This is a genomic window from Corallococcus sp. AB011P (assembly GCF_003611605.1).
Taxonomy (GTDB): Bacteria; Myxococcota; Myxococcia; order Myxococcales; family Myxococcaceae; genus Corallococcus; species Corallococcus coralloides.
The window spans coordinates 641,103-661,766 of record NZ_RAVX01000002.1; the positions used below are offsets into that span (position 1 = coordinate 641,103).

At 69.7% G+C, this 20,664-nt stretch carries 18 protein-coding genes; 12 read left to right on the forward strand and 6 right to left on the reverse strand.

Annotation, left to right across the window (positions count from 1 at the left end; translation table 11 throughout):
* Positions 1–111 precede the first annotated feature (111 nt).
* Positions 112–1,626, forward strand: a complete 1,515-nt coding sequence (locus D7X30_RS07805; protein ID WP_120562206.1) for a hypothetical protein — start codon at positions 112–114, stop codon at positions 1,624–1,626.
* Positions 1,627–2,238: 612 nt separating this feature from the next.
* On the opposite strand, the gene D7X30_RS07810 is transcribed toward D7X30_RS07805, so the two are convergent.
* The 3 genes from D7X30_RS07810 to D7X30_RS07825 all read right to left on the reverse strand — a co-directional run bounded on the left by D7X30_RS07810 (position 2,239) and on the right by D7X30_RS07825 (position 5,399).
* A complete protein-coding gene (locus D7X30_RS07810; protein ID WP_120562207.1) occupies positions 2,239–3,021 on the reverse strand; it encodes a LytTR family DNA-binding domain-containing protein in 783 nt (260 codons plus the stop codon).
* A gap of 191 nt (positions 3,022–3,212) precedes the next feature.
* The gene (locus D7X30_RS07820) at positions 3,213–4,325 is read right to left on the reverse strand and encodes a sensor histidine kinase (RefSeq protein ID WP_147443134.1); all 1,113 of its coding nucleotides are present in this window, start codon (positions 4,323–4,325) and stop codon (positions 3,213–3,215) included.
* Between the two features lie 54 nt (positions 4,326–4,379).
* The gene (locus tag D7X30_RS07825) at positions 4,380–5,399 is read right to left on the reverse strand and encodes a zinc-binding alcohol dehydrogenase family protein (protein ID WP_120562210.1); all 1,020 of its coding nucleotides are present in this window, start codon (positions 5,397–5,399) and stop codon (positions 4,380–4,382) included.
* Between the two features lie 87 nt (positions 5,400–5,486).
* Here D7X30_RS07825 and D7X30_RS07830 point away from each other — a divergent pair, with 87 nt between their 5' ends.
* Positions 5,487–5,879: a helix-turn-helix domain-containing protein gene (locus D7X30_RS07830; RefSeq protein ID WP_120562211.1), complete on the forward strand. Its 393-nt coding sequence runs from the start codon at positions 5,487–5,489 to the stop codon at positions 5,877–5,879.
* 15 nt (positions 5,880–5,894) lie between these two features.
* Here the strand turns inward: D7X30_RS07830 and D7X30_RS07835 are convergent, their stop codons facing one another.
* Both D7X30_RS07835 and D7X30_RS07840 read right to left on the reverse strand, forming a co-directional pair.
* Positions 5,895–6,305, reverse strand: coding sequence for a hypothetical protein (locus D7X30_RS07835; protein WP_120562212.1), 411 nt, complete (start codon positions 6,303–6,305; stop codon positions 5,895–5,897).
* Positions 6,306–6,357: 52 nt separating this feature from the next.
* The gene (locus D7X30_RS07840; protein WP_370039098.1) at positions 6,358–7,014 is read right to left on the reverse strand and encodes a hemolysin III family protein; all 657 of its coding nucleotides are present in this window, start codon (positions 7,012–7,014) and stop codon (positions 6,358–6,360) included.
* Between the two features lie 128 nt (positions 7,015–7,142).
* On the opposite strand from D7X30_RS07840, the gene D7X30_RS07845 reads away from it, so the two are divergent.
* Together D7X30_RS07845 and D7X30_RS07850 are read left to right on the forward strand one after the other, a co-directional pair.
* On the forward strand, positions 7,143–7,784 hold the full coding sequence (locus D7X30_RS07845) for a TetR/AcrR family transcriptional regulator (RefSeq protein WP_233591447.1): 642 nt from the start codon (positions 7,143–7,145) through the stop codon (positions 7,782–7,784).
* Positions 7,785–7,901: 117 nt separating this feature from the next.
* On the forward strand, positions 7,902–9,695 hold the full coding sequence (locus tag D7X30_RS07850) for a M4 family metallopeptidase (RefSeq protein WP_120562213.1): 1,794 nt from the start codon (positions 7,902–7,904) through the stop codon (positions 9,693–9,695).
* 57 nt (positions 9,696–9,752) lie between these two features.
* Here D7X30_RS07850 and D7X30_RS07855 read toward each other — a convergent pair whose 3' ends face one another.
* Positions 9,753–11,666, reverse strand: a complete 1,914-nt coding sequence (locus D7X30_RS07855; RefSeq protein ID WP_120562214.1) for a propionate--CoA ligase — start codon at positions 11,664–11,666, stop codon at positions 9,753–9,755.
* A gap of 110 nt (positions 11,667–11,776) precedes the next feature.
* Between D7X30_RS07855 and D7X30_RS07860 the strand changes: the two genes are divergently transcribed.
* The 8 genes from D7X30_RS07860 to D7X30_RS42245 all read left to right on the forward strand — a co-directional run bounded on the left by D7X30_RS07860 (position 11,777) and on the right by D7X30_RS42245 (position 20,649).
* Positions 11,777–12,175: a hypothetical protein gene (locus D7X30_RS07860; RefSeq protein WP_120562215.1), complete on the forward strand. Its 399-nt coding sequence runs from the start codon at positions 11,777–11,779 to the stop codon at positions 12,173–12,175.
* Positions 12,176–12,209: 34 nt separating this feature from the next.
* Positions 12,210–12,740: a hypothetical protein gene (locus D7X30_RS07865; RefSeq protein WP_120562216.1), complete on the forward strand. Its 531-nt coding sequence runs from the start codon at positions 12,210–12,212 to the stop codon at positions 12,738–12,740.
* Positions 12,741–12,860: 120 nt separating this feature from the next.
* Entirely contained in the window at positions 12,861–14,225 is a 1,365-nt protein-coding gene (locus D7X30_RS07870; protein ID WP_120562217.1) for a cytochrome P450, read from the forward strand.
* A 71-nt stretch (positions 14,226–14,296) separates the two neighbouring features.
* Positions 14,297–15,172, forward strand: a complete 876-nt coding sequence (locus D7X30_RS07875) for an alpha/beta fold hydrolase (protein ID WP_120562218.1) — start codon at positions 14,297–14,299, stop codon at positions 15,170–15,172.
* Between the two features lie 122 nt (positions 15,173–15,294).
* Complete coding sequence (locus D7X30_RS07880; RefSeq protein ID WP_120562219.1) at positions 15,295–16,770, forward strand: DUF2252 domain-containing protein; 1,476 nt, start codon at positions 15,295–15,297, stop codon at positions 16,768–16,770.
* Between the two features lie 398 nt (positions 16,771–17,168).
* Entirely contained in the window at positions 17,169–17,759 is a 591-nt protein-coding gene (locus tag D7X30_RS07890; protein ID WP_120562220.1) for an imm11 family protein, read from the forward strand.
* Between the two features lie 245 nt (positions 17,760–18,004).
* The gene (locus tag D7X30_RS42240) at positions 18,005–20,005 is read left to right on the forward strand and encodes an AHH domain-containing protein (protein ID WP_199724203.1); all 2,001 of its coding nucleotides are present in this window, start codon (positions 18,005–18,007) and stop codon (positions 20,003–20,005) included.
* A complete protein-coding gene (locus D7X30_RS42245) occupies positions 20,005–20,649 on the forward strand; it encodes a hypothetical protein (RefSeq protein ID WP_233591487.1) in 645 nt (214 codons plus the stop codon). The genes D7X30_RS42240 and D7X30_RS42245 overlap by 1 nt, the downstream gene beginning before the upstream one ends.
* The last annotated feature ends 15 nt before the right edge of the window (positions 20,650–20,664 follow it).

Here is a 20,664-nt window from a genome sequence, read left to right on the forward strand (position 1 = left end):
GGACAGCGGGACGTCGCCATTCGCCGCGTCCCGCGCACCGTTCGCCGCGCCATTCGGGTCACTGGCGGCATGGCCCCTGGAGGCAGGTGCCAGCCACGGCATCGTGGGGCCATGCGAAGCCCCCTGCTGTTGTCCGCTGTCGCGGCGCTGCTGCTCACCCTGCCCGCCTCCGCCGCCGAGGACCCCGGCCGCGCCCACGTCCGCGCCGCCGCCGAGGCCATGGGCGGCGAGGCCAGGCTCCGCGCGCTCACGGGCCTGCGCCTTCGAGGCGTGGGCCACTGGAACCTGCTGGAGCAGTCCGAGCGCCCCACGCCGCCATTCCTCGTGATGTACGAGCAGTTCGAAGAGGTGCGCGACCTGCACCGGGGCCGCCTGCGCCAGAGGTCCGAGAGCCGCGGGATGGTGATGGATGAGTGGAAGGGCGTGACGATGCTGCTCGCCGACGGTGTGGCGGCGGCGGACTTCCAGGGGAAGTGGAGGCCGCTGGGCGCCGCGCAGCTCCAGGACATGCAGGAGCGGCTGGCCTTCGCGCCCGAGCACGTGCTGCTCGCGGCCCTGGACGCCAGGGACCTGCGAGCCCAGGCGGACACGGTGCTGCAGGAGGTGCCCCACCACGTCGTCGCCTTCCACCTGGACCGCGCGAGCGTGCGCCTGTTCCTCAACGCCCGCACGGGCCTGCCCACCGCCGTGGAGACAGTGGATGCGCATCCGGAGGACCCTTTCTGGAGCGTCTGGGGGGACGTGCGCACGGTGCTGTCCTTCCAGGCGTGGACGCTGGAGCCGGGCGGCCTGCGCTACCCGCGTCATTGGGAGTGGGCGCGCAATGGCCAGCCACACCACTCCGTCACGGTGACAGCGGTGACGGTGGATCCACCGCTCGCGGACGCGGACTTCGCCGTGCCGGACGACGTGAAGCAGGGCTTCGAGGCCCGCCGCGCGAGGAAGCTGGACGAAGCCCCCGTGGTCCGTCCGGACGCGCCGCCCGTGGAGGTGGCTCCCGGGGTGGTGCAGCTACCGGGCGCATGGAACGTGGCCCTGGTGGCGCAGGACGACGGCGTCGTGGTGGTAGAGGGCCCGCTCGCGTCCGGCTATTCGGCGCGAGTGCTGGACGAGGCAGCGAAGCGCTTCCCGGGCTTGAAGGTGAAGGCCGTGGTGTCCACCAGCGACGCCTGGCCGCACATCGGCGGGTTGCGCGAGTACGTGGCCCGGGGCATCCCGGTGCACGTGCTGGACCTCAACCGCGCGCTGGTGGAGCGACTGGTGGCGTCGCCGCGCACGCTCGTGCCGGATGCGCTCGCCAGGAAGCCGCGCGCCGCGAAGCTCCAGGTCGTGGACGGACGGCGCGTGCTGGGCACCGGGAAGAACCGTCTGGAGCTCGTCCCGGTGCGCACGGAGACAGGGGAGCGGATGCTGTTCGCGTGGCTGCCGGAACACCGGCTGCTCTACACGTCCGACCTGGTGCAGCCCCAGCCGGACGGCACGTTCTTCAACGTGCAGCAGGTGGACGAAACCGTGGAGGTGGCCGCGCGCGAGAAGCTCCCTGTGTCCCAGGTGTTCGGCATGCACCTGAAGCCCACGGATTGGAGCGCGCTCACCACCGCCGTGGACAAGTCCCGCAAGCCCTGAGGCCCAGCCAGGCCCTCAAACAAGAAACCTGTCGCCACGGATGAGAAGGTGAGAACCCATCCAGGGCCGCCCCGTCGGCGGCGCAGCTCAGAAACCTGTCCGACTGTCGGACAGGTTCGCCGCCAGCGCCCCCCCGTCATGGCCGAGGGCCACCGTCCCCGGTCAAAAGAAGCCTGTCGGACAGTCGGACAGCTTGGGCCGACCGCGGGAAACCTGTCGGACTGTCGGACTGTCGGACAGCTTGGGACGCAGGGCATGAACCTGTCCGACTGTCCGACAGCTTGGGCCGACCGCGGGAAACCTGCCCGACTGTCGGACAGCTTGGGCCGACCGCAGGAAGCCTGTCGGACTGTCGGACAGCTTGGGCCGACCGCGGGAAGCCTGTCGGACTGTCGGACTGTCGGACAGCTTGGGCCGACCGCGGGAAGCCTGTCGGACTGTCGGACAGGTTGGGACGCAGGGCATGAACCTGTCCGACTGTCGGACAGGTTTTGGAAGACCGCGCCCGGCAGGGGACTGCTCGACCCGGACGGCTGGAACCTGTCCGACTGTCCGACAGGTTTTGGATGACCGCGCCGGGCGGGCGGCGGGCAGCATGGGTTGTTTCGGGGCCTAGCGGGCCCGGCCCAGCCGCCGTTCCAGGTGCTCGCGGCGGCTGCGGCTCACGCGCAGGCGCGTGCCGCTTCGCAGCACCACCACCTGCTCCGTGGGCGAAGGACGGTGCACTTCTTGAATGCACGCCACGTTGACGATGGCGGAGCGGTGGATGCGCACGAAGCGCTCCGGGTCCAACCGCGCCTCCAGCGCCGCCAGGCTCTCGCGCAGCACGTGGGCCTTGCCGTCGGCGTGCAGCGTGACGCAGTAGTCGTCCGCCTCCACCCACTCGATGTCCGCGACAGGGACGAGCACGGAGCGCAGCCCCACGCGCACCAGCAGCCGGTCCGCGGGAGGCTCGGCGGGCCTGGGTGCCGGGCCCGCGTCCGCCAGCAGGTCCGCGAGCCGACGCCCCAGCTCCGCGGCCTCGCCAGCGCGCAACCTCTGACGGGCCCGGGCCAGCGACTCGCCGAAGCGTGCGTCGTCGAAGGGCTTCACCAGATAGTCCACCGCGTGCACGTCGAAGGCCCTCACCGCGAAGGTGTCGAACGCGGTGATGAAGATGACGGCGGGCATCTGCTCCACGCCCACCTCGCGCAGCACGCCGAAACCGTCCAGCTCCGGCATCTGTACGTCCAGCAACACCAACTGGGGCCGCTGGGCGCGGATGGCATCCACCGCTTCGCGGCCGTCTCGGCACTCGCCGCACACCATCGCGTCCGGATGGCGCGCCAGGGCCTGCCGCAATCCCTTCCGGGCCAGCGGCTCGTCGTCCACCAGCAGCACGCGCAGCTCAGCCATGCACCACCCCGGTGGTTTCTTGCCCGCGCGTCAAGCGCTGCTCTGGCCCCCTCCAGGGCAACGGCGCATCGCCCATCCGCAGCATCCACGGCCCAGCCATACGCCACCCGACGACGCACAGCCTTCGCGCCAGGCTCTGCTCCGGGCCGTGCCAAGACATCGGCGCATTGCACGCCTGCGCCATTTTCGGCTCAGCCATGAGCCACTCCAGCGACGCCCGGCGCGGAGCGCCAGGGCAGCAGGACCGTGGCCACGGTGCCCTGCCCTTCCGCGTTGGCGACACCCAGCCGTCCCGCTTCGCCGTAGAGCTGCGCCAGGCGCGCACGCGTGTTCGACAGGCCGATGCCCCTTGCCGCTTCCAGGTCGAAATCCCGGGGCAGCCCCGGACCGTCGTCGAGCACGGTCAGCTCCAGCGCGTCTCCGCACCGCCGCGCACCGATGCGCAGCACTCCTGAGGCAGAGCGCACGCCGATGCCGTGGCGGAGCGCGTTCTCCGCGAGCGGCTGGAGCACCAGGTGAGGCACTCGGGCCTCCAGCGCTTCCGGCTCCACCACCCACTCCACTCGCAGCCGGTCCGCGAAGCGCAGCTGCTGGAGCTCCAGGTAGCGCGACAGCACGGCCACCTCGTCGCGCAGGGACACCTCCTGGGTGGCTCCCTGCTGGAGCAACTGCCGGAGCAGGTCGCTCAGCAGCACCAGCATGCGCGCGGCCTCCTCCGTCTCCTTTTCGCGCACCAGCACCACGATGGCGTTGAGCGTGTTGAAGAGAAAGTGCGGCTGCAATTGCGTCTGGAGCGCGAGCAGCCGGGACTCGGCCAGTTGCACGGCGAGCGCCGCGGCCTGCCGCTCGCTGTCCCTCGCCCGCTGGGAGGCCCGGGTGGCGGAGGCCACCGCCAGCACCGTCGCGTAGGCCATGCCCATCATCGGCAACCAGCCCCACCATGCACGCAGCCAGCGCGCGGCCCAGGTGGCATCCCGCCCGGGCATGAACTGCGCCGTCGTCAGCGCATACACGGCGGCGAACAGGGCGCCCATGCCCAGACACGCCGCCAGGTGCACAAGAACAGGGCGCGGCCTCGGAGGGCTCAGGGGCTCACGCGCGGCGAGCCGGGTGAGCCACGGCGTGAGGGGCAGCCACACGTACCAGGCGGGCATCTGCGCCGCGAACACCCGCCACAGCGCGGGCGCCCCGGCCATGTCCCGGCTGAACGTGTACGTCTCCAGCGCGGAGAAGAGCGCGGGCACGGACCACGCGGCGGCCCGCTTCGCCCAGGCACGCCACGCGCTTCCGGAAGTGTCTTCCACGATGCCCACGAGTCTACCGGCGGGCAGCGCGGACTTCACCGCCTCCGCGAGGCCTCAGGGGAAGCCGCTGAGCACGATCTTGCCCAGCGTGCGGCCCGTCTCCACCGCCGCGTGCGCGCGACGAAGGTTCGCGGCGGTGAGCGGCCCGAAGTCCTGGGTCATGGTGGTCCGCAGCGTACCGCCCTCCACCAGGTCCGCCACCGTGTCGAGCAGCCGCTGCTGGGAGAGCGGATCCGCGTCGTAGAGCGCGCGCGTGAACATCAGCTCCCAGTGGAGCGCCAGGCTCTTGCGCTTCATCGCGTTCACGTCGAGCGGCGTCTGCGGATCGTCGATGATGCCCAGGTGCCCGAAGGGCGCCATCAGCTCCACCAGCTGCGCGAAGTGCTGCTCCGTCGCGGTGAGCGCCATCACGTAGCGCACGCCGCCCGGCACCAGCGCCTTCACCTGCTCGGCCAGGGGCTGGCGGTGGTCCACCACGTGGTGCGCGCCCAGGGACTTGCACCACTCCACCGTCTCCGGCCGCGACGCCGTGGCGATGACCGTGAGGTCCGTCAGCTTGCTGGCGATCTGGATGGCCATGGAGCCCACGCCCCCCGCGCCGCCCACCACGAGCAACTCATCCTTCCGGGTGCCCGTCTTGTGCCTTGGCACGCCCAGGCGCTCGAACAGCAGCTCCCACGCGGTGATGGAGGTGAGCGGCATCGCGGCCGCCTGGGCGAAGGTCAGCCCCCTCGGCTTGCGGCCGACGATGCGCGCGTCCACCACGTGCAGCTCGGAATTCGTCCCCGGCGTCGCGATGGAGCCCGCGTAGAACACTTCATCGCCGGGGCGGAAGTGCTTCACGTCCTTCCCCACCGCCTCCACCACGCCGGCCGCATCCCAGCCGAGCACGCGCGGCGAGGGCTCCACCTTGTCCTTGGGCGCGCGCACCTTCACGTCCACGGGGTTCACGGACACGGCGCGCACGCGCACCAGCAGGTCTCCAGGACCGGGCGTGGGGTCCGGCAGCTCCACGTCGACGAAGGCTTCGGGATGGTCACTGGGGAGGTACTTCGTGAGGGCGACGGCTCGCATTGGGGGCTCCTTTGCGTGCAACATCGTCCCGAAGGTTGGAACGGACAAGTACGCAGGATTTCCGCCCATACGCACGAAAAGGGAACCATGGCCCGGCACAAGACCTATGACTGCTCCGCCGGTTGTCCGGTGTCCGCGACGCTGGATGTGATTGGCGGCAAGTGGAAGGGGCTCATCCTCTACCACCTGCTCGAAGGCACGCTGCGCTTCGGCGAGCTGCGCAAGCGCATCCCGGACGTCACCCAGCGGATGCTCACGCAGCACCTGCGCGAGCTGGAGGAGAGCGGGCTCGTGCACCGGCAGGTGTACGCGGAGGTGCCTCCGCGCGTCGAATACAGCCTCACGCCGCAGGGCCAGACGCTGCGAGGCGTGATTGCCGCGCTCAAGTCCTGGGGAGAGACCTACCTGGGCCGAAAGGCTCCGAAGCAGGCCCCGGAGCCCGCTGCCTCGAAGCGCCGGCTCGCCGTCGCGGGGCGCTGAAGCCTCCCGCCGCCATCACTCCCGTACGAGGAGCGTGAACTTCTCACCGCTTGGAGCGGGGGCTTCCTCCCAACGGATGGCGTCTCCCCGGCACTCGTACGACGTCCAGCACTCGAAGCGCACGCCGCCCTCGCCGCACGCCACGTTGGTCACGGCGTCGGCCTGGAGCCGCGCGGCCTCGCCTTTCAGTATCTCCTGCAGGGCCGCGGGCGAGTAGTTGGTCCGGTGGATGCCACTGGTGCAGGTGGCCGCCTCGACCTCGCCCAGGAACGTGAACCTCCGCTTGGGCAATTCCTCCGCCTTGACGATGGTGATGTTCGCCGCGCGCCGGCGCAACTCCGGATCCCGCAGCGAGTTCGACGTCACGCAGCCCTGCCCCAGCACCAGGACCGCGCCCCATAGCATTCCACGCAGGTGAATGGACATATCCCCTCCGGGACGACGCTCTAGCGCAATCCCCCGGGGAAGGACAAACGTCCTATCCCGCCGCGCGCACCAGGCGCAGCACCAGCACGAAGTGCAGCCCCGCGCCCACCAACGTCATGGCGTGGAACACCTCGTGGTAGCCGAAGACGCCGGGCAGGGGGTTGGGCCGCTTGAAGGCATACGCGAGCGCGCCCAGCGTGTACGCCAGCCCCCCGGCGATGATGAGCGCGATGGCGGAAGGCCCCACCGCGCGGAAGACGTCGCCGAAGTACGGCATCATCGTCCACCCCACGCCGATGGCCAGCGCCGCCGTCACCCACTTGGGCGCGCCCACCCAGAACAGCGACTGGAGGATGCCCAGCAGCGCCCCCGCGTAGAGCCACGCCATCAGCGGGTTGCCCACTTCCGGAGGCAGCCCCAGCAGGATGACCGGCGTGTACGTCCCCGCGATGAGCAGGAAGATGGCCGCGTGGTCCGCCCGGCGCATCCACGCGCGGGCCTTCGGTGACCAGTTCACCCGGTGGTACGTCGCGCTGATGGTGAACAGCCCCACCAGACTCAGCGCGTACAGCGCGGACGCCACCGCCGTGCGCTGCGTGGGCGCCATCGCCACCAGCACCACCCCCGCCCCCACCGCGAACGCCGCCGCCCACTGGTGCAGCACGCCCCGCAGCTTCGGCTTCTCCATGCCCGGCACCGCCGCGCTCACGCGCGCCCCATGGCGGACTCGACACCCTTCGAAACGAAGCATTTCATGACGGTGGCGACTCCACGCTTTCCCTACGGGATGGTAGGTTTCGGTCGGGTAAGTTACCGACGGGTAGGTTAGAGGTCAACTTGAAGAAGAAACAGCGGCTCACGGGTGCGGAACGCCGGATCCAGTTGATGGAGATCGGCCGGTCGGTCTTCGCCTCGAAGGGCTACGAGGCGACCTCGATTGAAGAGGTCGCCCAGCAAGCGGGCGTGTCCAAGCCCATCGTCTACGAGCACTTCGGCGCGAAGGAGGGGCTGTACGCGGCCATCGTGGACCGGGAGCTGGAGAACCTGGTGGCGCGCGTGTCCGCGAGCATCGCCCAGGGCACGCCCCGGCAGCGCTTCGAGGACGCGGTGCTGGCGTTCATGGCCTACGTGAAGGAGGAGCCGGCGGGCTTCGCGGTGCTGACGCGAGACTCGCCCACGGCGGCGGCGCGGCGCGGGCTGACGCGCGTCATCGACGACCTGGCCCAGCGCGTGAGCGACGTCTTCCGCAGCGAGTTCGAGCACGCCGGCTACCCGCCCAAGGTGGCACCCATCTATGCCAACGCGCTGGTGGGCATGGTGACGCAGGTGGGCCACTGGTGGGCGGCGGAGGGCAAGGCCTTCTCCACGGAGAACGTGGCCCGCCATGTCGCGGCGCTCGGGTGGATGGGTTTGAGACACCTGCCCAAGGACCCGGCGGCACCCGGCGCGAAGCGCGATGTGAAGCTGCGCAAGGGCTGAAGCTCCCGCAGTGGCCACTTCGTGGGATCCCGGGTCTCCTGAATTGCCCAGGAATTTTATTTTCTGGGTGAAAGCACACCCCCTGGAAAGCGCCCCTCGCGCGAACCGGAGTCCCCCATGCGCATCCGTCACTACGCCTCGCTCGCGTCCTTCCTGCTGCTGGGAAGCGCCTGTGGTCCCACCGACACCGCGGAAGACACCTCCCAGACGGAGGCGCAGCAGGGCAGCGCGCTGGCCGCGAAGCCCGTGCGCGGCGACGGCCTCCGCCAGCTCCAGGCGCAGCGCCCCGGCTTCCTCAAGGGAGCGGGCGAGCTGACCTCGCGGCGCTTCCACGTGGACGGGCGCGGCCAGGCGCATGAGCGCCTCACGCAGACGTTCCAGGGCGTGCCTGTCTTTGGCGCGGCGGCCATCGTCCACCTGGACGCGAACGGCGCGGTCGCGGGCGTGACGGACAAGCTCGTGCGCGACCTCAAGGTGGACACCACGCCCCGGCTGCGGGCCCAGGAGGCCATCCAGCGCGCCGTGTCCGGGCTGGAGGCCGCGGGCAGTGTGCTCACGGGTGCGCCCCGCGCGGACCTGCAGATCCTCGCCGACAGCAAGGACACCCGCCTGACGTGGCGCGTGCAGCTGGAGACGGTGGACGTGGACGGCCTGCCCTCCATGCCCAACGTCTTCATCGACGCGCGCACCGGTGACTCCGTCTGGGGTTTCGACAACCTGCAGACGAGCCGCAACCGGAAGACCTATACGGCGAAGAACCGCACCACGCTGCCCGGCACGCTGGTGCGCAGCGAGGGCCAGGGCGCCTCTGGCGACGCGGTGCTGGACCAGGCCCATGACAACGCGGGCTTCACGTACGACTTCTACGCCAACGTGTTCGGCCGGGACAGCTACGACGGGCTGGGCACCGCGCTCACCTCCAGCGTCCACTACAGCAAGAACTACGTGAACGCGTTCTGGAACGGGACGCAGATGGTCTACGGCGACGGTGACGGCTCGCAGTCCAGCGCGCTCACGGTGCTGGACGTCGTGGGCCACGAGCTGACCCACGCCGTCACGGACACGTCCTCGGAGCTCATCTACGCCAACGAGTCCGGCGCGCTGAACGAGGCCATGTCCGACGTCTTCGGCGCCGCCATCGAGGCGTACCGGGACGGCGCCGTCAGCGCCAACACCTGGAAGATTGGCGAAGAGTGCTGGACGCCGGCCACCGCGGGCGACGCCTTGCGCTACATGAACGACCCGGCCATCGCGGGGGACTACGACTACTACCCCACGCGCTACACCGGCACGTCGGACAGCGGCGGCGTGCACTGGAACTCCGGCATCGCGAACCTGGCGTTCCACCTGATGGTCAGCGGCGGCACGCACCCGCGCGGCAAGACGAGCAACGTGGTGCCCGCGCTCGACGCCAACGCCTACGCCAGCATCATGAAGGGCGCGGCCATCTTCTACCGCGCGAACACCGTCTACCTGACGCCGGGCAGCACCTTCGCCGACGCGCGCGGCGCCACCGCGCAGGCTGCCGCGGACCTGTACGGCGCCAGCGCCGTCACGTCCGTCAACGAGGCCTGGAGCGCCGTGGGTGTGGCCGCGCCGCCGGTCTGGACGACCGTCACCACGCTCACCAACGTGTCCGGCGCCCGCAACAGCAACACGAACTTGAGCTACGTGAAGCCGTCCGGCGCCACCGCCATGCGCTTCCAGCTCGCGGGCGGCACGGGTGATGCGGACCTCTACGTGAAGTTCGGCAGCGCGCCCACGACCACCAGCTACGACTGCCGCTCCGCGGGCGCCAGCAGCGACGAGACCTGCACCATCAACGGCGCACAGTCGGGCACGTACTACGTGCTCATCCGCGGCTACAGCGCCTACTCCGGCGCCACCTTCACGGTGAGCTCCGGGCAGTAGTTGTATGCCGGCGCGGCCTCCACGGCCCTGGGGGCCGCGCCGGGCTTTTCTTCCGATTCAAGCCTTCGGGGGCCGAGCCTTGAGCGCCGCCTGGATGCCTTCCAGCGCGCCCGGGTCCTCGATGGTGGTGAGGTCTCCCGGCTCGCGGTCCTCCGCCACGGCCTGGATGCTGCGGCGGAGCAGCTTGCCTGAGCGCGTCTTGGGCAGGTTCGCCACCACGTACACCGCCGAGGGGCGGGCCACGGCGCCCAGCGTCCGGCCCACCGTGTCCATCACCTCGCGCGAGAGGGCGTCCCGGTCCTCCTCGCGTTGCAGGCGCGCGGGGTCCCTGGGCACGGCGAAGGCCATCACCACCTGGCCTTTCAACTCGTCCTTCACGCCCACCACCGCCACCTCCGCGATGGCCGGGTGGCCGCTGATGGCCTCTTCAATCTCACGCGTGCCCAGGCGGTGGCCCGCCACGTTGATGACGTCGTCCGTGCGGCCCAGGATGAAGTAGTCCCCGTCCGCGTCGCGCGTGGCCCAGTCGAAGGTGTTGTAGAGGGGCGTGTCGAAGCTCGCGAAGTACGTGGAGACGAAGCGCGCGTCGTCGCCCCACACCGTGGACAGACAGCCCGGCGGCAGCGGCGGCTGAATCACCAGCACGCCCTTCTGGTCCGCCGCCGTCACCTCTTCGCCGCTCAGCCCGTCCACCAGCTTCACGCGGTAGCCGTAGATGGCCGCGCCCGGTGAACCCAGCTTGCGCTTGCGCGGCTCCACCCCGGGAACGGGCCCGAGGATGGGCCAGCCCGTCTCCGTCTGCCAGTAGTTGTCCAGCACCTGCGTGGACGGCAGCGCGTCCGAAATCCATGCGTGCGTGGGCGCATCCAGCGGCTCGCCCGCGAGGAACAGGTAGCGCAGGCTGGACGTGTCGTGGCGCTTCAAGAACGCCGCGTCCTGCTTCTTCAGGATGCGGATGGCGGTGGGCGACGTGAACATCACGCTCACCCGGTACTGCTCGATGAGCCGCCACCAGACAGCCGCATCCGGCCGGATGGGCAGGCCTTCGTAGAGCACCGTCGTCATGCCGTTCAGCAGCGGGCCATAGACGATGTACGAGTGCCCCACCACCCAGCCGATGTCGGACGCGGTGAACATCACCTCGCCGGGCTGGCCCGTGTAGATGTGGCGCATGGACGCGGCCAGCGCCACCGCGTAGCCGCCCGTGTCGCGCTGCACGCCCTTGGGCTTCCCGGTGGTGCCTGACGTGTAGAGGATGTAGCTGGGCTCGGAGGACTCCATCCACTCCACCGGCACCTGGGCGCCTGCGTGCTCGCGGCCCAGCGTGGCGAAGTCCACGTCGCGCCCCGGCGTGACGGGGCTGTTGGGAACGAGCCCCCGGTCCAGCACCAGCACGCGCGCGGGCGGGTGCTTCGCGAGCGTGAGGGCCTCATCCACCAGCGGCTTGTAGGGCACGACGCGGCCCGCGCGCATGCCCGCGTCCGCCGTCACCAGCAGGACGGGCTTCGCGTCGTCGATGCGCATGGCCAGGCTGTGCGCCGCGAAGCCGCCGAACACCACCGAGTGGATGGCCCCCAGCCGCGCGCAGGCGAGCAGCACGAAGACGGCCTCCGGAACCATGGGCATGTAGACGATGACGCGGTCCCCGCGCTTCACGCCCTGCGAGCGCAGCATGGCCGCCGTCCGGTTCACCTCCGCGTGGAGCTGCGCGTAGGTGTACTGGCGGCGCTGGTCCGTCTCGGTGGACTCGAAGACGAGCGCCAGCTGGTCCGCGCGGGTAGCCAGGTGCCGGTCCACGGCGTTGTGGCACAGGTTGGTGCGCCCGCCGACGAACCAGCGCGCGAAGGGCGGCCGGGAGGCATCCAGCACCGCGTCGAAGGGCCGCTCCCAGTCGATGAGGCGGGCCTGCTCCGCCCAGAACGCCTCCGGCGCTTCGATGGAGCGGCGGTAGAAGTCCAGATAGCTGCCCATGCGGACGCTCCTGCGAAGGGGATGTGCGCGGACGATACCGGAAAGCCGCGCGGGAATAATCGCGGGCCCCGGCGTAACCCCTTCAGCCGTTGACTGAAGGAGTCCACACCATGAAGCGTTTCACGCAGGCGTTGGGAACGTCCGTCGCGCTGGCCCTGTTGGCCGTCCCCGTGGCCTATGCCGGGTCGAAGACGCAGTTCTTCGTGACCATCAACACGACCGCCCGCACGGCGTACGGCGCGATGGGCACGGCGCGCAACAGCGCGGACACCGTCCAGAACATCTATTGCCGCACCTTCGCGGACGCGACCTCCGGTGAGTCGGTGCGGTGCTTCGCCAACAGCGCGGCGAGCGTCTACGTGTCCTGCTACTCGTCCTCGCCGGCGCTCGTGCGCAGCGTCCAGTCCGCCAACGACTCGGCCTACATCTATTTCTCCTGGGACGCGGCCGGCGTCTGTCAGACCATCGACGTGCTCAAGGGTTCGCACCTGGAGCCGAAGGCGCCGTAGTCCCGCTGCTTGCGTCACGCCCCCGGAGCCTTCGATGAAGACCTTCCTCCAGACACTGTTGTCACAGGTCCCGGGCATCGCGCTCGGCATCACCGGGGGCGTGGCGCTGACCTTCGCCACCCTGGAGTCGCGGGTGGAGCGGCTGCTGGACGCGAAGCTGGATGCACAGCTCGCCCGGCTTCTTCCCCTCGTGCAGTCCCGCCCCGCGCCCGCGTCCGTCGTGATGCAGACGCAGGACTCCCGCGAGGAGCTGCGGCTCATCCGCGAACAGCTCGCCGTGCTCGCGACCCGGCAGCCCCTGGAGGCCCCTGCGCCCACGGAGCCCACGGAGCCCGGGGAAGAGGCACGCCCCACCCCCACGCCCGAACAGGTGGAGGCGTCCCGTCAGAGCCAACAGGTCCTGGCGGACGCCATCACGCGAGGCCGCTGGACGGAAGCGGATCAACAGCGCTTCCACCAGGCCCTCCGCGCGGGAACCCGCGACGAGCGCGAGGCCCTGGAGCAGCACCTGTCCCTGGCCATCAACAGCGGGCAGCTCCGGCCCGTTCTGGGCGACGAGCGGTAGCGCTCACCAGGCCCAGCTGGGTTTGTAGCGTGCGCCGTCACCGTTGGGCCTCCGCGGGAACGGCTCGGATACACTCGCGCTCTCGGGAAGGTCTTTTGTGCCCCGTCCAGGAGCCACCGCATGCACGCCGCCCCTTCCGACTCCGCGGTCCTTCCGCCCCCGCTTCCCGCGGGGCTGCCATGGGTGGGACAGGGGCTGGAGTACCGGAGGGATCCGCTGGGCTTCTTCCTGCGCTACGCGGACCGGGGCGCGGTGGTGCGGACGCGCTTCGTGGGGACGGACGTCTACCTGCTCAACACGTCGGAGGCCATCGAGCACGTGTTGGTGAAGAACTTCCGCAACTACCCGAAGGACGCCTTCCAGAAGCGCGCCCTGGAGGCGGTGGTGGGCCAAGGCCTGTTCACCAGCCACGGCGACTTCTGGATGCGGCGGCGGCGGATGATGCAGCCGGCCTTCCACAAGAACCTGCTGACCGCGCACGGGAGCGTGGCGGTGAAGGCCGCGAACACCTGGATGGCGTCACGGCGGGAGGGAGCGTCCTTCGACGCGTACCCGGAGATGATGGCGCTGACGTTGGACGTGGTGGCGGAGACGCTCTTCGGCGCGAACCTCTCCGCGCAGGCGCGCGAGCTGGGACGGGCCATGGAGGCGGTGATGCTGCACGCCCAGCACCTCTTCGACACGCCCATCTCGCTGCCCGCCTGGGTGCCCACGCCGGGGCAGCGGCGGTTCAGGGCGGGCCTGAGCGCCCTGCACGCCGTGGTGGACGACGTGGTGGAGCGACGAAGGAGGCAGGGCGGCCCCGGAGAGGACCTGCTGGGCCTGATGCTGGAGGCGCAGGCCGAGGACGGCGAGCACCTGACGGACGCGCAGCTGCGCGACGAATGTCTGACCTTGATGATCGCCGGGCATGAGACGACCGCCGCCGCGCTGGCGCTCAGTCTGTATTTGCTGGCGCGCCATCCCGACACGCAAGCAGCGCTGCGGCGGGAGCTGGCCACGGTGCTGGGAGGCCGCGAGCCCACGGTGGCGGACCTGCCGTCGCTGCCGTATTGCGAGCAGGTGGTGAAGGAGTCGCTGCGTCTGTATCCGCCCGCGTGGGGCATGAGCCGGGTGGCGGAGCAGGACGACCGGATGGACGGCGTCCTCGTGCCCGCCGGGACGGTGGTGGCGTGGTCCCAGTGGGCGCTGCATCGGGACGCGAGCCATTTCCCGGAGCCGGAGGCCTTCCGTCCCGAGCGCTGGGCGGACGGACTGGAGCGGCGCATTCCGCGCTTTGCTTACTGCCCCTTTGGAGGAGGACCCAGGCTCTGCATCGGCGCGGGCTCCGCGCTGATGGTCATCCGCCTGGTGCTGGCCACGGTGCTCCAGCGCTTCCACTTCGAAGCCGAGCCAGGGCCCGCGCCGGAGGTCCTCCCCGCCATCACCCTGCGCCCGAAGCACGGCATCCCGCTCACGGCGAGGAGGGTGTCTCGCCAGGAGTGACCCACGCTCCGGGCCCTCGCGGCGCGGGAATCCGCTGGACGCCACGCCCGGTGTTTCCCAGGCTTGCGCCCATGACGCTTGCACTGACGGCACCGGAGCGCAGTCACCACCTGGAGCGTGAGCACGGACGGCGGGTGGGGTGGACGGAGTGGGGTTCGCCCGACGGCATGCCGGTCCTCTTCTGCTCCGGCGCGGCGACGAGCAGCTCGCTGGGCTTCGGCGCGGAGGCGGTGCGCGAGCTGGGAGTGCGGCTGCTCTGCGTGGACCGGGCGGGGCTGGGCCTCTCCCAGCCGGATCCGCTCAAGGACTTCTCGCGCTGGACGGCGGACGTCGCGGCGGTGCTGGACGCCACGGGCCTGTCGCGGCCCGCCGTGGTGGGCTTCTCCCAGGGCGCTCCGTTCGCGGTGGCCCTGGCGGGAGCCGGGCGGGTGTCCGCATTGGCGCTCGTGGCGGGCCAGGACGAGCTCGCCCACCCCGCGACCCGGGCCCTGCTCCCTGCGCAGGTCGCGGGCATGGTCGCCGCCATCGAGTCGGACCGAGAGGGCTTCGAGGCCAGCTTCGCGGCGCGCGCGGACGCGGATGGCATGTGGGCGCTCGTCGACGGCATGAGCGGACCGGAGGACCGCGCCCTCTACCGAAAGCCCGCCTTCGCGTCCGCGTATCGCCAGGCGTTGCGAGAGGGCTTCGCGCAAGGCGCCGGCGGCTACGCGCGCGACCTCACCCTGGCCATGGGCCGGTGGCCCGTCCCGCCCGAAGCCATCACCGTGCCCGTGCGGCTCTGGTACGGCGGGCGCGACACCAGCCCGGTGCACTCGCCGGATGGAGGCGCGCTGCTCGCCACGCGCTTTCCCCGCGCGGTCCGCCACTTCCTGCCGGACGAGGGCGGCTCGCTGCTGTGGACGCGCGCCCGGGACATCCTCCGGGACCTGCTGGCCGCCGAGGCCTGAAGCGCACCCACGGGTGAACACTCCATCCGCCCATGCTCCCGGGGGCAGGGGACTTTCCGGCCCCGGACGCTTCCCGTTTCCAGGGGTCGGCCCCACCTTTGGGGTGAGGAGTCACACACCCCATGGATGCGGACGGTACATCCGAGCTGGGAGCCGCGAAGGTTCCCCTCGTATCCAACCAGAAACAGCAGCGCACGCGGCGCCCCCCTCGGAAACTGAAGCCCTCACGGCTCCAGGCCGTGGACTTCCGCGCCGTGGAGGAGCGCATGGACGCCGGCCGCGCCCTGCGCAAGCGCTGTCCCCGGAGCAGCCACGCCGCGTGGAAGCCCTTCCGGGGACGTGATCCGCTCGCGCAGCTCAAGGAGTCCGACGCCACACGGCTGCCGTGGCTGGTGCCCGTGCGCCATGAGCGCATGTCGGAGTCTCCGTTCGCCTTCCTGCGCGGCACGCCCTTCGTCATGGCGCGCGACCTGGCCCACACGCCGCACAGCGGCCTGCGCAGTCAAATCTGCGGCGACGCGCACCTGGCCAACTTCGGCCTCTTCGGCACGCCCGAGCGCAACCTCATCTTCGACCTCAACGACTTCGACGAGACGCTGCCCGGCCCCTTCGAATGGGACGTGAAGCGCCTGGCCGCGAGCTTCGTGGTGGCCGCGAAGCAGAACGGCCTGGGCGCTCGCTGCGGCAAGAAGGCCGCGCGCAAGGCCGTGGAGTCCTACCGGCTCACGATGCGCGAGTTGACGACCCGGAGCCTGCTGGAGGTCTGGTCTCTCCACGTGGACGCGAAGGAGCTGAAGAACTCCGACTCCGACGACACCGCGAAGCTCGCCGCGCAGGCGGTGGAGAAGGCGAAGCGGCACACCAGCGCGCACGCGGTGGAGAAGCTCACCGTGGAGCGCAACGGTCAGCGGCACCTGGCCTACCAGCCGCCTCTGTTGTTCCCGCTCAGCGCGGTGAAGATGGACGTGACGCCCGCGGAGCTGGAGCGGCGCATCAAGCGGCTCACGGTGGGCTACCTGGAGTCGCTGGACGGCGCGGTGAGGGATTTGTGTCTGCGCTACCGGCGCAAGGAGTGGGGCTTCAAGGTCGTGGGCGTGGGCAGCGTGGGGCTGCAGGCCTACGTCGTGCTGTGTGAAGGCAACGGCGGGGAGGATCCGCTGGTGTTGCAGCTCAAGGAGGCCAAGGCCTCCGTGCTGGAGCCCTACCTGGGCCCCAGCGAGTTCCACAGCGCGGGCGAGCGCGTGGTGGTGGGCCAGCGGCGCATGCAGGCCTTCTCCGACCTGTTCCTCGGCTGGACGGAGGTGGAGGGCATGGGCGCGTTCTACGTGCGCCAGCTGCGCGACATGAAGGGTGCGCTGGACGCGGAGAAGATGGACGCGCCGGTGTTCCAGGACTACGCGGACGCCTGTGGAGCCACCCTGGCCCGCGCCCATGCGCGCACCGGCGACGCCGCGCTCATCGCTGGATACCTGGGCAGCAATGACCACTTCGACGAGGCCGTCACCGAGTTCGCCTGCGCCTATTCAGACCAGGTGGACTCGGACTACGGGCACTTCATCGACGCGCAGGCGAAGGCCCTGGAGGCGCTGACGCACTGAGGTCAGAATGCCGCGCTTCCTGATCTTGGGGAGCGCCATGAGGCTGGCCGGAGCCGTCACGTTGTTGCTGCTGCTCGCGACGGGGTGTGCGACCCGCCGCGTCGTCCATATCGATACCGGGAGAGGACCACGGGTTGCCCACGAGCCGGTGGAGGTTGCCCCGGTCCAGGTGAGCGAGGACGCATTCACGTCCGCCCTCACCCAACTCATCCTGGACATGCGCATGGACGTTGCGTTCCGTGAGATGGAAGCGACGGATGCGCGAGAGCGGGTGCTGTCAGAGACCGGGGTAACGGATCGCCGTCGCGGTCGGCAGAACGGATCGCATCCGCTGATCCCTCAGCACGGGCCGCTGGCGGCCAGTTGCCCTGCGCCCGCCTCCGAAAAAGGATTAGTGGATGACCGACGAAAACTTCTACGACATCGGGATCGCGGACGTTCCTCAGTGGGCTCTGGAGTTGCCTGCCCTGGCATCTGGCGGTGAGCTGGATGATCCCTGGATGTTCGGTGACGGAAGACACCTGCCAGACCCCGGACCTCTCACGAGCAGACCTTTCCATGAGGGGCCGCGGCGCTCCTTCTCGGTGGCGAACTCAGGGAGGACCCCCATCGCGGACGAACAGGTCGCGAATGTTTTTCGCAAGCTGGCGCCCGACGACGTCCAGGCCTTCCCCATCAAGGTCGAAGGGGAAAGCAGAAACCTCTACATCATCAACGCAACCAAACGTTTCAGGTGTGTTGATGAAAAGAGCTCCAAGGAAGTGCACATCTATCCTTCAGATGGAGTCGCGCCGGAGAGGGCCGGAACGTACCGTGCGATTCACGACCTGCGGATCAACCCTGCCAGGGCAGAAGGCGCCCGGGTCTTCCGCATCCAAGGATATCTCTCCGCGCTCATCGTAGCGGCGGAGATCAAGCGTGCGCTGGAGGAGGTCGGGAACCTGGGGGTGTTCTTCACTCGCGTGACGGGGCCGCGAAGCGCCCCCTGAGTGAGGAGCGCTCCACGGGCCAGCTGGCCTGGCTGTCCCGTGCCGCACGGCCACGGGCGGCGGTGTGTCACGCCGCGGGCACCACCGTCGAGCGCCGCCCTGCCTGGCGGTGCCTTCAAGCAGTTCCCGCCAGTGAGCGGCTACCCGCCGCGCAGCGGCTGTAAGTCTTTGTCAGTCCCACCCGGCCAGTCCTTCACTCCCGTCCCGGGTGGCTGAATCCTGTCAGTCCCGAGTCGGGAGGGGACATGACGATTCAGTTCGGGTTCATCGACCAGGGTGATGGCGCCAACCTGCGGACGCTCCCCGCGGAGATGAAGGGCTCCACCTGCCTGACCCCAGCACCCCTGCCTCCGGGCACGCGGGTGAGCGTCATCCGGGACCATGCCCAGGCGCCTGGCTGGTCCTACGTGTCCACCGTGGCGGGGGGATACCTGCTGCAAGGCTATGTGCAGACCTTACGCATCACGACGCAGCTGCCGGAGCCCGCGGCGACGCTCTATCAGGTCCGCCCAGGGGACCGCCTGGAGCCCATCGCCGCGCGCCTCTACCGGCAGGCCATCCAGCCGGGGCGGGACCTGCGCTTCTACGAGAATGTCATTCATCACGTGAACGTGAAGGGTGGCCGCAAGGGTGTCGTCCAGCGCCTCGACGGTGACGTCCGGCTGGTCGCGGGCGAGCGCATCTGGCTGGTGAGCATCGCCTTCGCCAACCAGCTCCAGGGACTCGTGTCGAGCGGCTCCATCACCCACGAGGCGATGGCCCAGGCGCGCCGGGCTGCACGGCACCTGGAGGACGTCATCACCTCCGTGCGGCAGGCGGATCAGTACTTCGGAGAGGTCACCGGCCAGTACGGCCAGGCCATCCTGGACAACTGGCTGGAAATCTCCGCGATGGTGGTGGGCTTCATCGCCGCGGAGGCGCTGTCCACCTTCCTGGCGGCGACGCCCACCGGCGTGGGACAGCTCGCGGCGGCGCTCATCCAGTTGGGACTGGCGGCGTTCGGAGCCTACGGCCTTGTTGAAGCGGGAGGGGAGGCCCTGAAGCACGCGCAGCTGTGGCTCACCCAGGCCTGGGAGGCCAACGGCTCCCCGGAGAAGCTCAAGGAGGCCAGCAAGTCCTTCCTCCGGATGCTGGTGAGCATCGCGATGGCCGCGCTGGCGTTGATGGGCGTGAAGACCAACGCGGGACGTGGGTTCAAGCTGATGACGTCCGTGAAAATCACCCCACCCCAAATCTACATGATGGCGGCGGCGAGTCCCGGCGGTGCCTACGCGGGCGTCCCCGTGTTCCAACCGGGCTCCATCACCGCTGCCCCCAGCATTCCGCTTCCCTTCAATCCCTGGGGCTCCGGCACACCGTTGCTGTCAAAGGCCGTTGAGGAGGGCGGGACGTCCAGGCCGGACTCCGAGCCCACGCTGACCGAGCGCACGCTCAGCGACGCCGAGCTGGAGAGGCTGCTGGAGAAGCTCCCCAACTGGGACAAGCTCAAGGACTTCGTCGGACGCCGCATCCCGCAGGAGGGGACGCCGGAGTTCAACGCCTTCAAGCGGGAGCTCCAGGCCGCCGGCTACCGCCTGGAGAAGTTGACCTCGGACTCCCAGCCCTTCCGGCTGCGCCGTCCGGACGGGAGGGCCTTGGGCGACGAGTATGGGGCGCTCACGGTGACCCAGGACGGGCTGGTGGTGCTCAAGGTCGGCAAGGGCACGCCCCGCCTCAGCGTCTTCACCCGCTACCGGAAGAACTACCTGGACTGGGTGGAGAAGACCCAGGGCCCGGCGGCACGGGCGGCGGCGGAGGTCCGGATCTCCGCGGGCCATCCCATGCACCACCTCATCCCCGACGGGGTCGCCCAGAAACACCCGCTGACCCGCATGGCCATGGAGCGGAGCAAGGGCTATACGATTGACCGGGGCTCGAACATCCTCGACATGCACTCCGGGCTCAACGTGGAGGGCCAGCTCATCCACTCGGGCAGCCACCCGCGCTACAGCAAGCTCGTGGAGACCCGGCTTGAACTCGCATTGGATAAACTGGGCGCGAAGGGCCCCCCATCCAGTTGGACGCCCAAGGTCATTGAGGAGGCCATCCTCAATGTCGAGAACGAGCTGCGCCATGCCATCCAATCTGGGAGCCTGAAGGAGCCGGTCATCAAGGTGATTCAGGAGCAACGCGGCGGTAAGGTGCTCACGGGGAAGAAGCTGGCCTTGCTGGAGTTGTCCTCCCACGGAAAGTCACACACCACATGATGTATGCATTGACGGCTGACACCGCCCACATCGAGGAAGAAGATGTCCATGACGCCGAGATCATCGAGTTCGACGGCTTCGAGTGCGTGTCGTTCCGCGATCCCGGCATTGACTATCAGCGCCAGCAGGGCGCGCCCGAGGTCATCGAGTTCGTCGGCAACCTGGAGAACGCCGCCTGGCTCGACCACCTGTTCACCGCGCCCCGGGGGTGGTTGCTGATCTCCCGGCGCATGGTGCGCGTGCTCGAGTCAGTAGGCCCGTTCCGCCACCGCCTCATCCCCACGGTCATCTACTCGGAACGCATCAAGCACCTCGTGAGCAAAGGGTACCCCCGGAGGCGGACCTGGCATTCGGTGACGGACCCTGCGCTGAAGAACGAGGACTTCGTCATCCTCCAACTGCTGGACCGGACCGACTGCCTCGACCGGGAGCGCACCCTCGTGAAGGGCGTGCCCTTCCACCAGTGCGGCGAAGAACTCCTGGGCCAGGAGGACGCAGAGCCGCTCGTGCTCCGCCCTCCGCCGGGAGGCTTCCCGCCCGTATTCTCCGTCCCCGAGCTGCTCTACTACTGCTACACCGAAGAGGCACGGCAGGCGTGTGAGCAGGCGGGATTGAAAGGGCTGTGGTGGCGTCCCCAGCCTTGAGCCCGGGAACGGCCC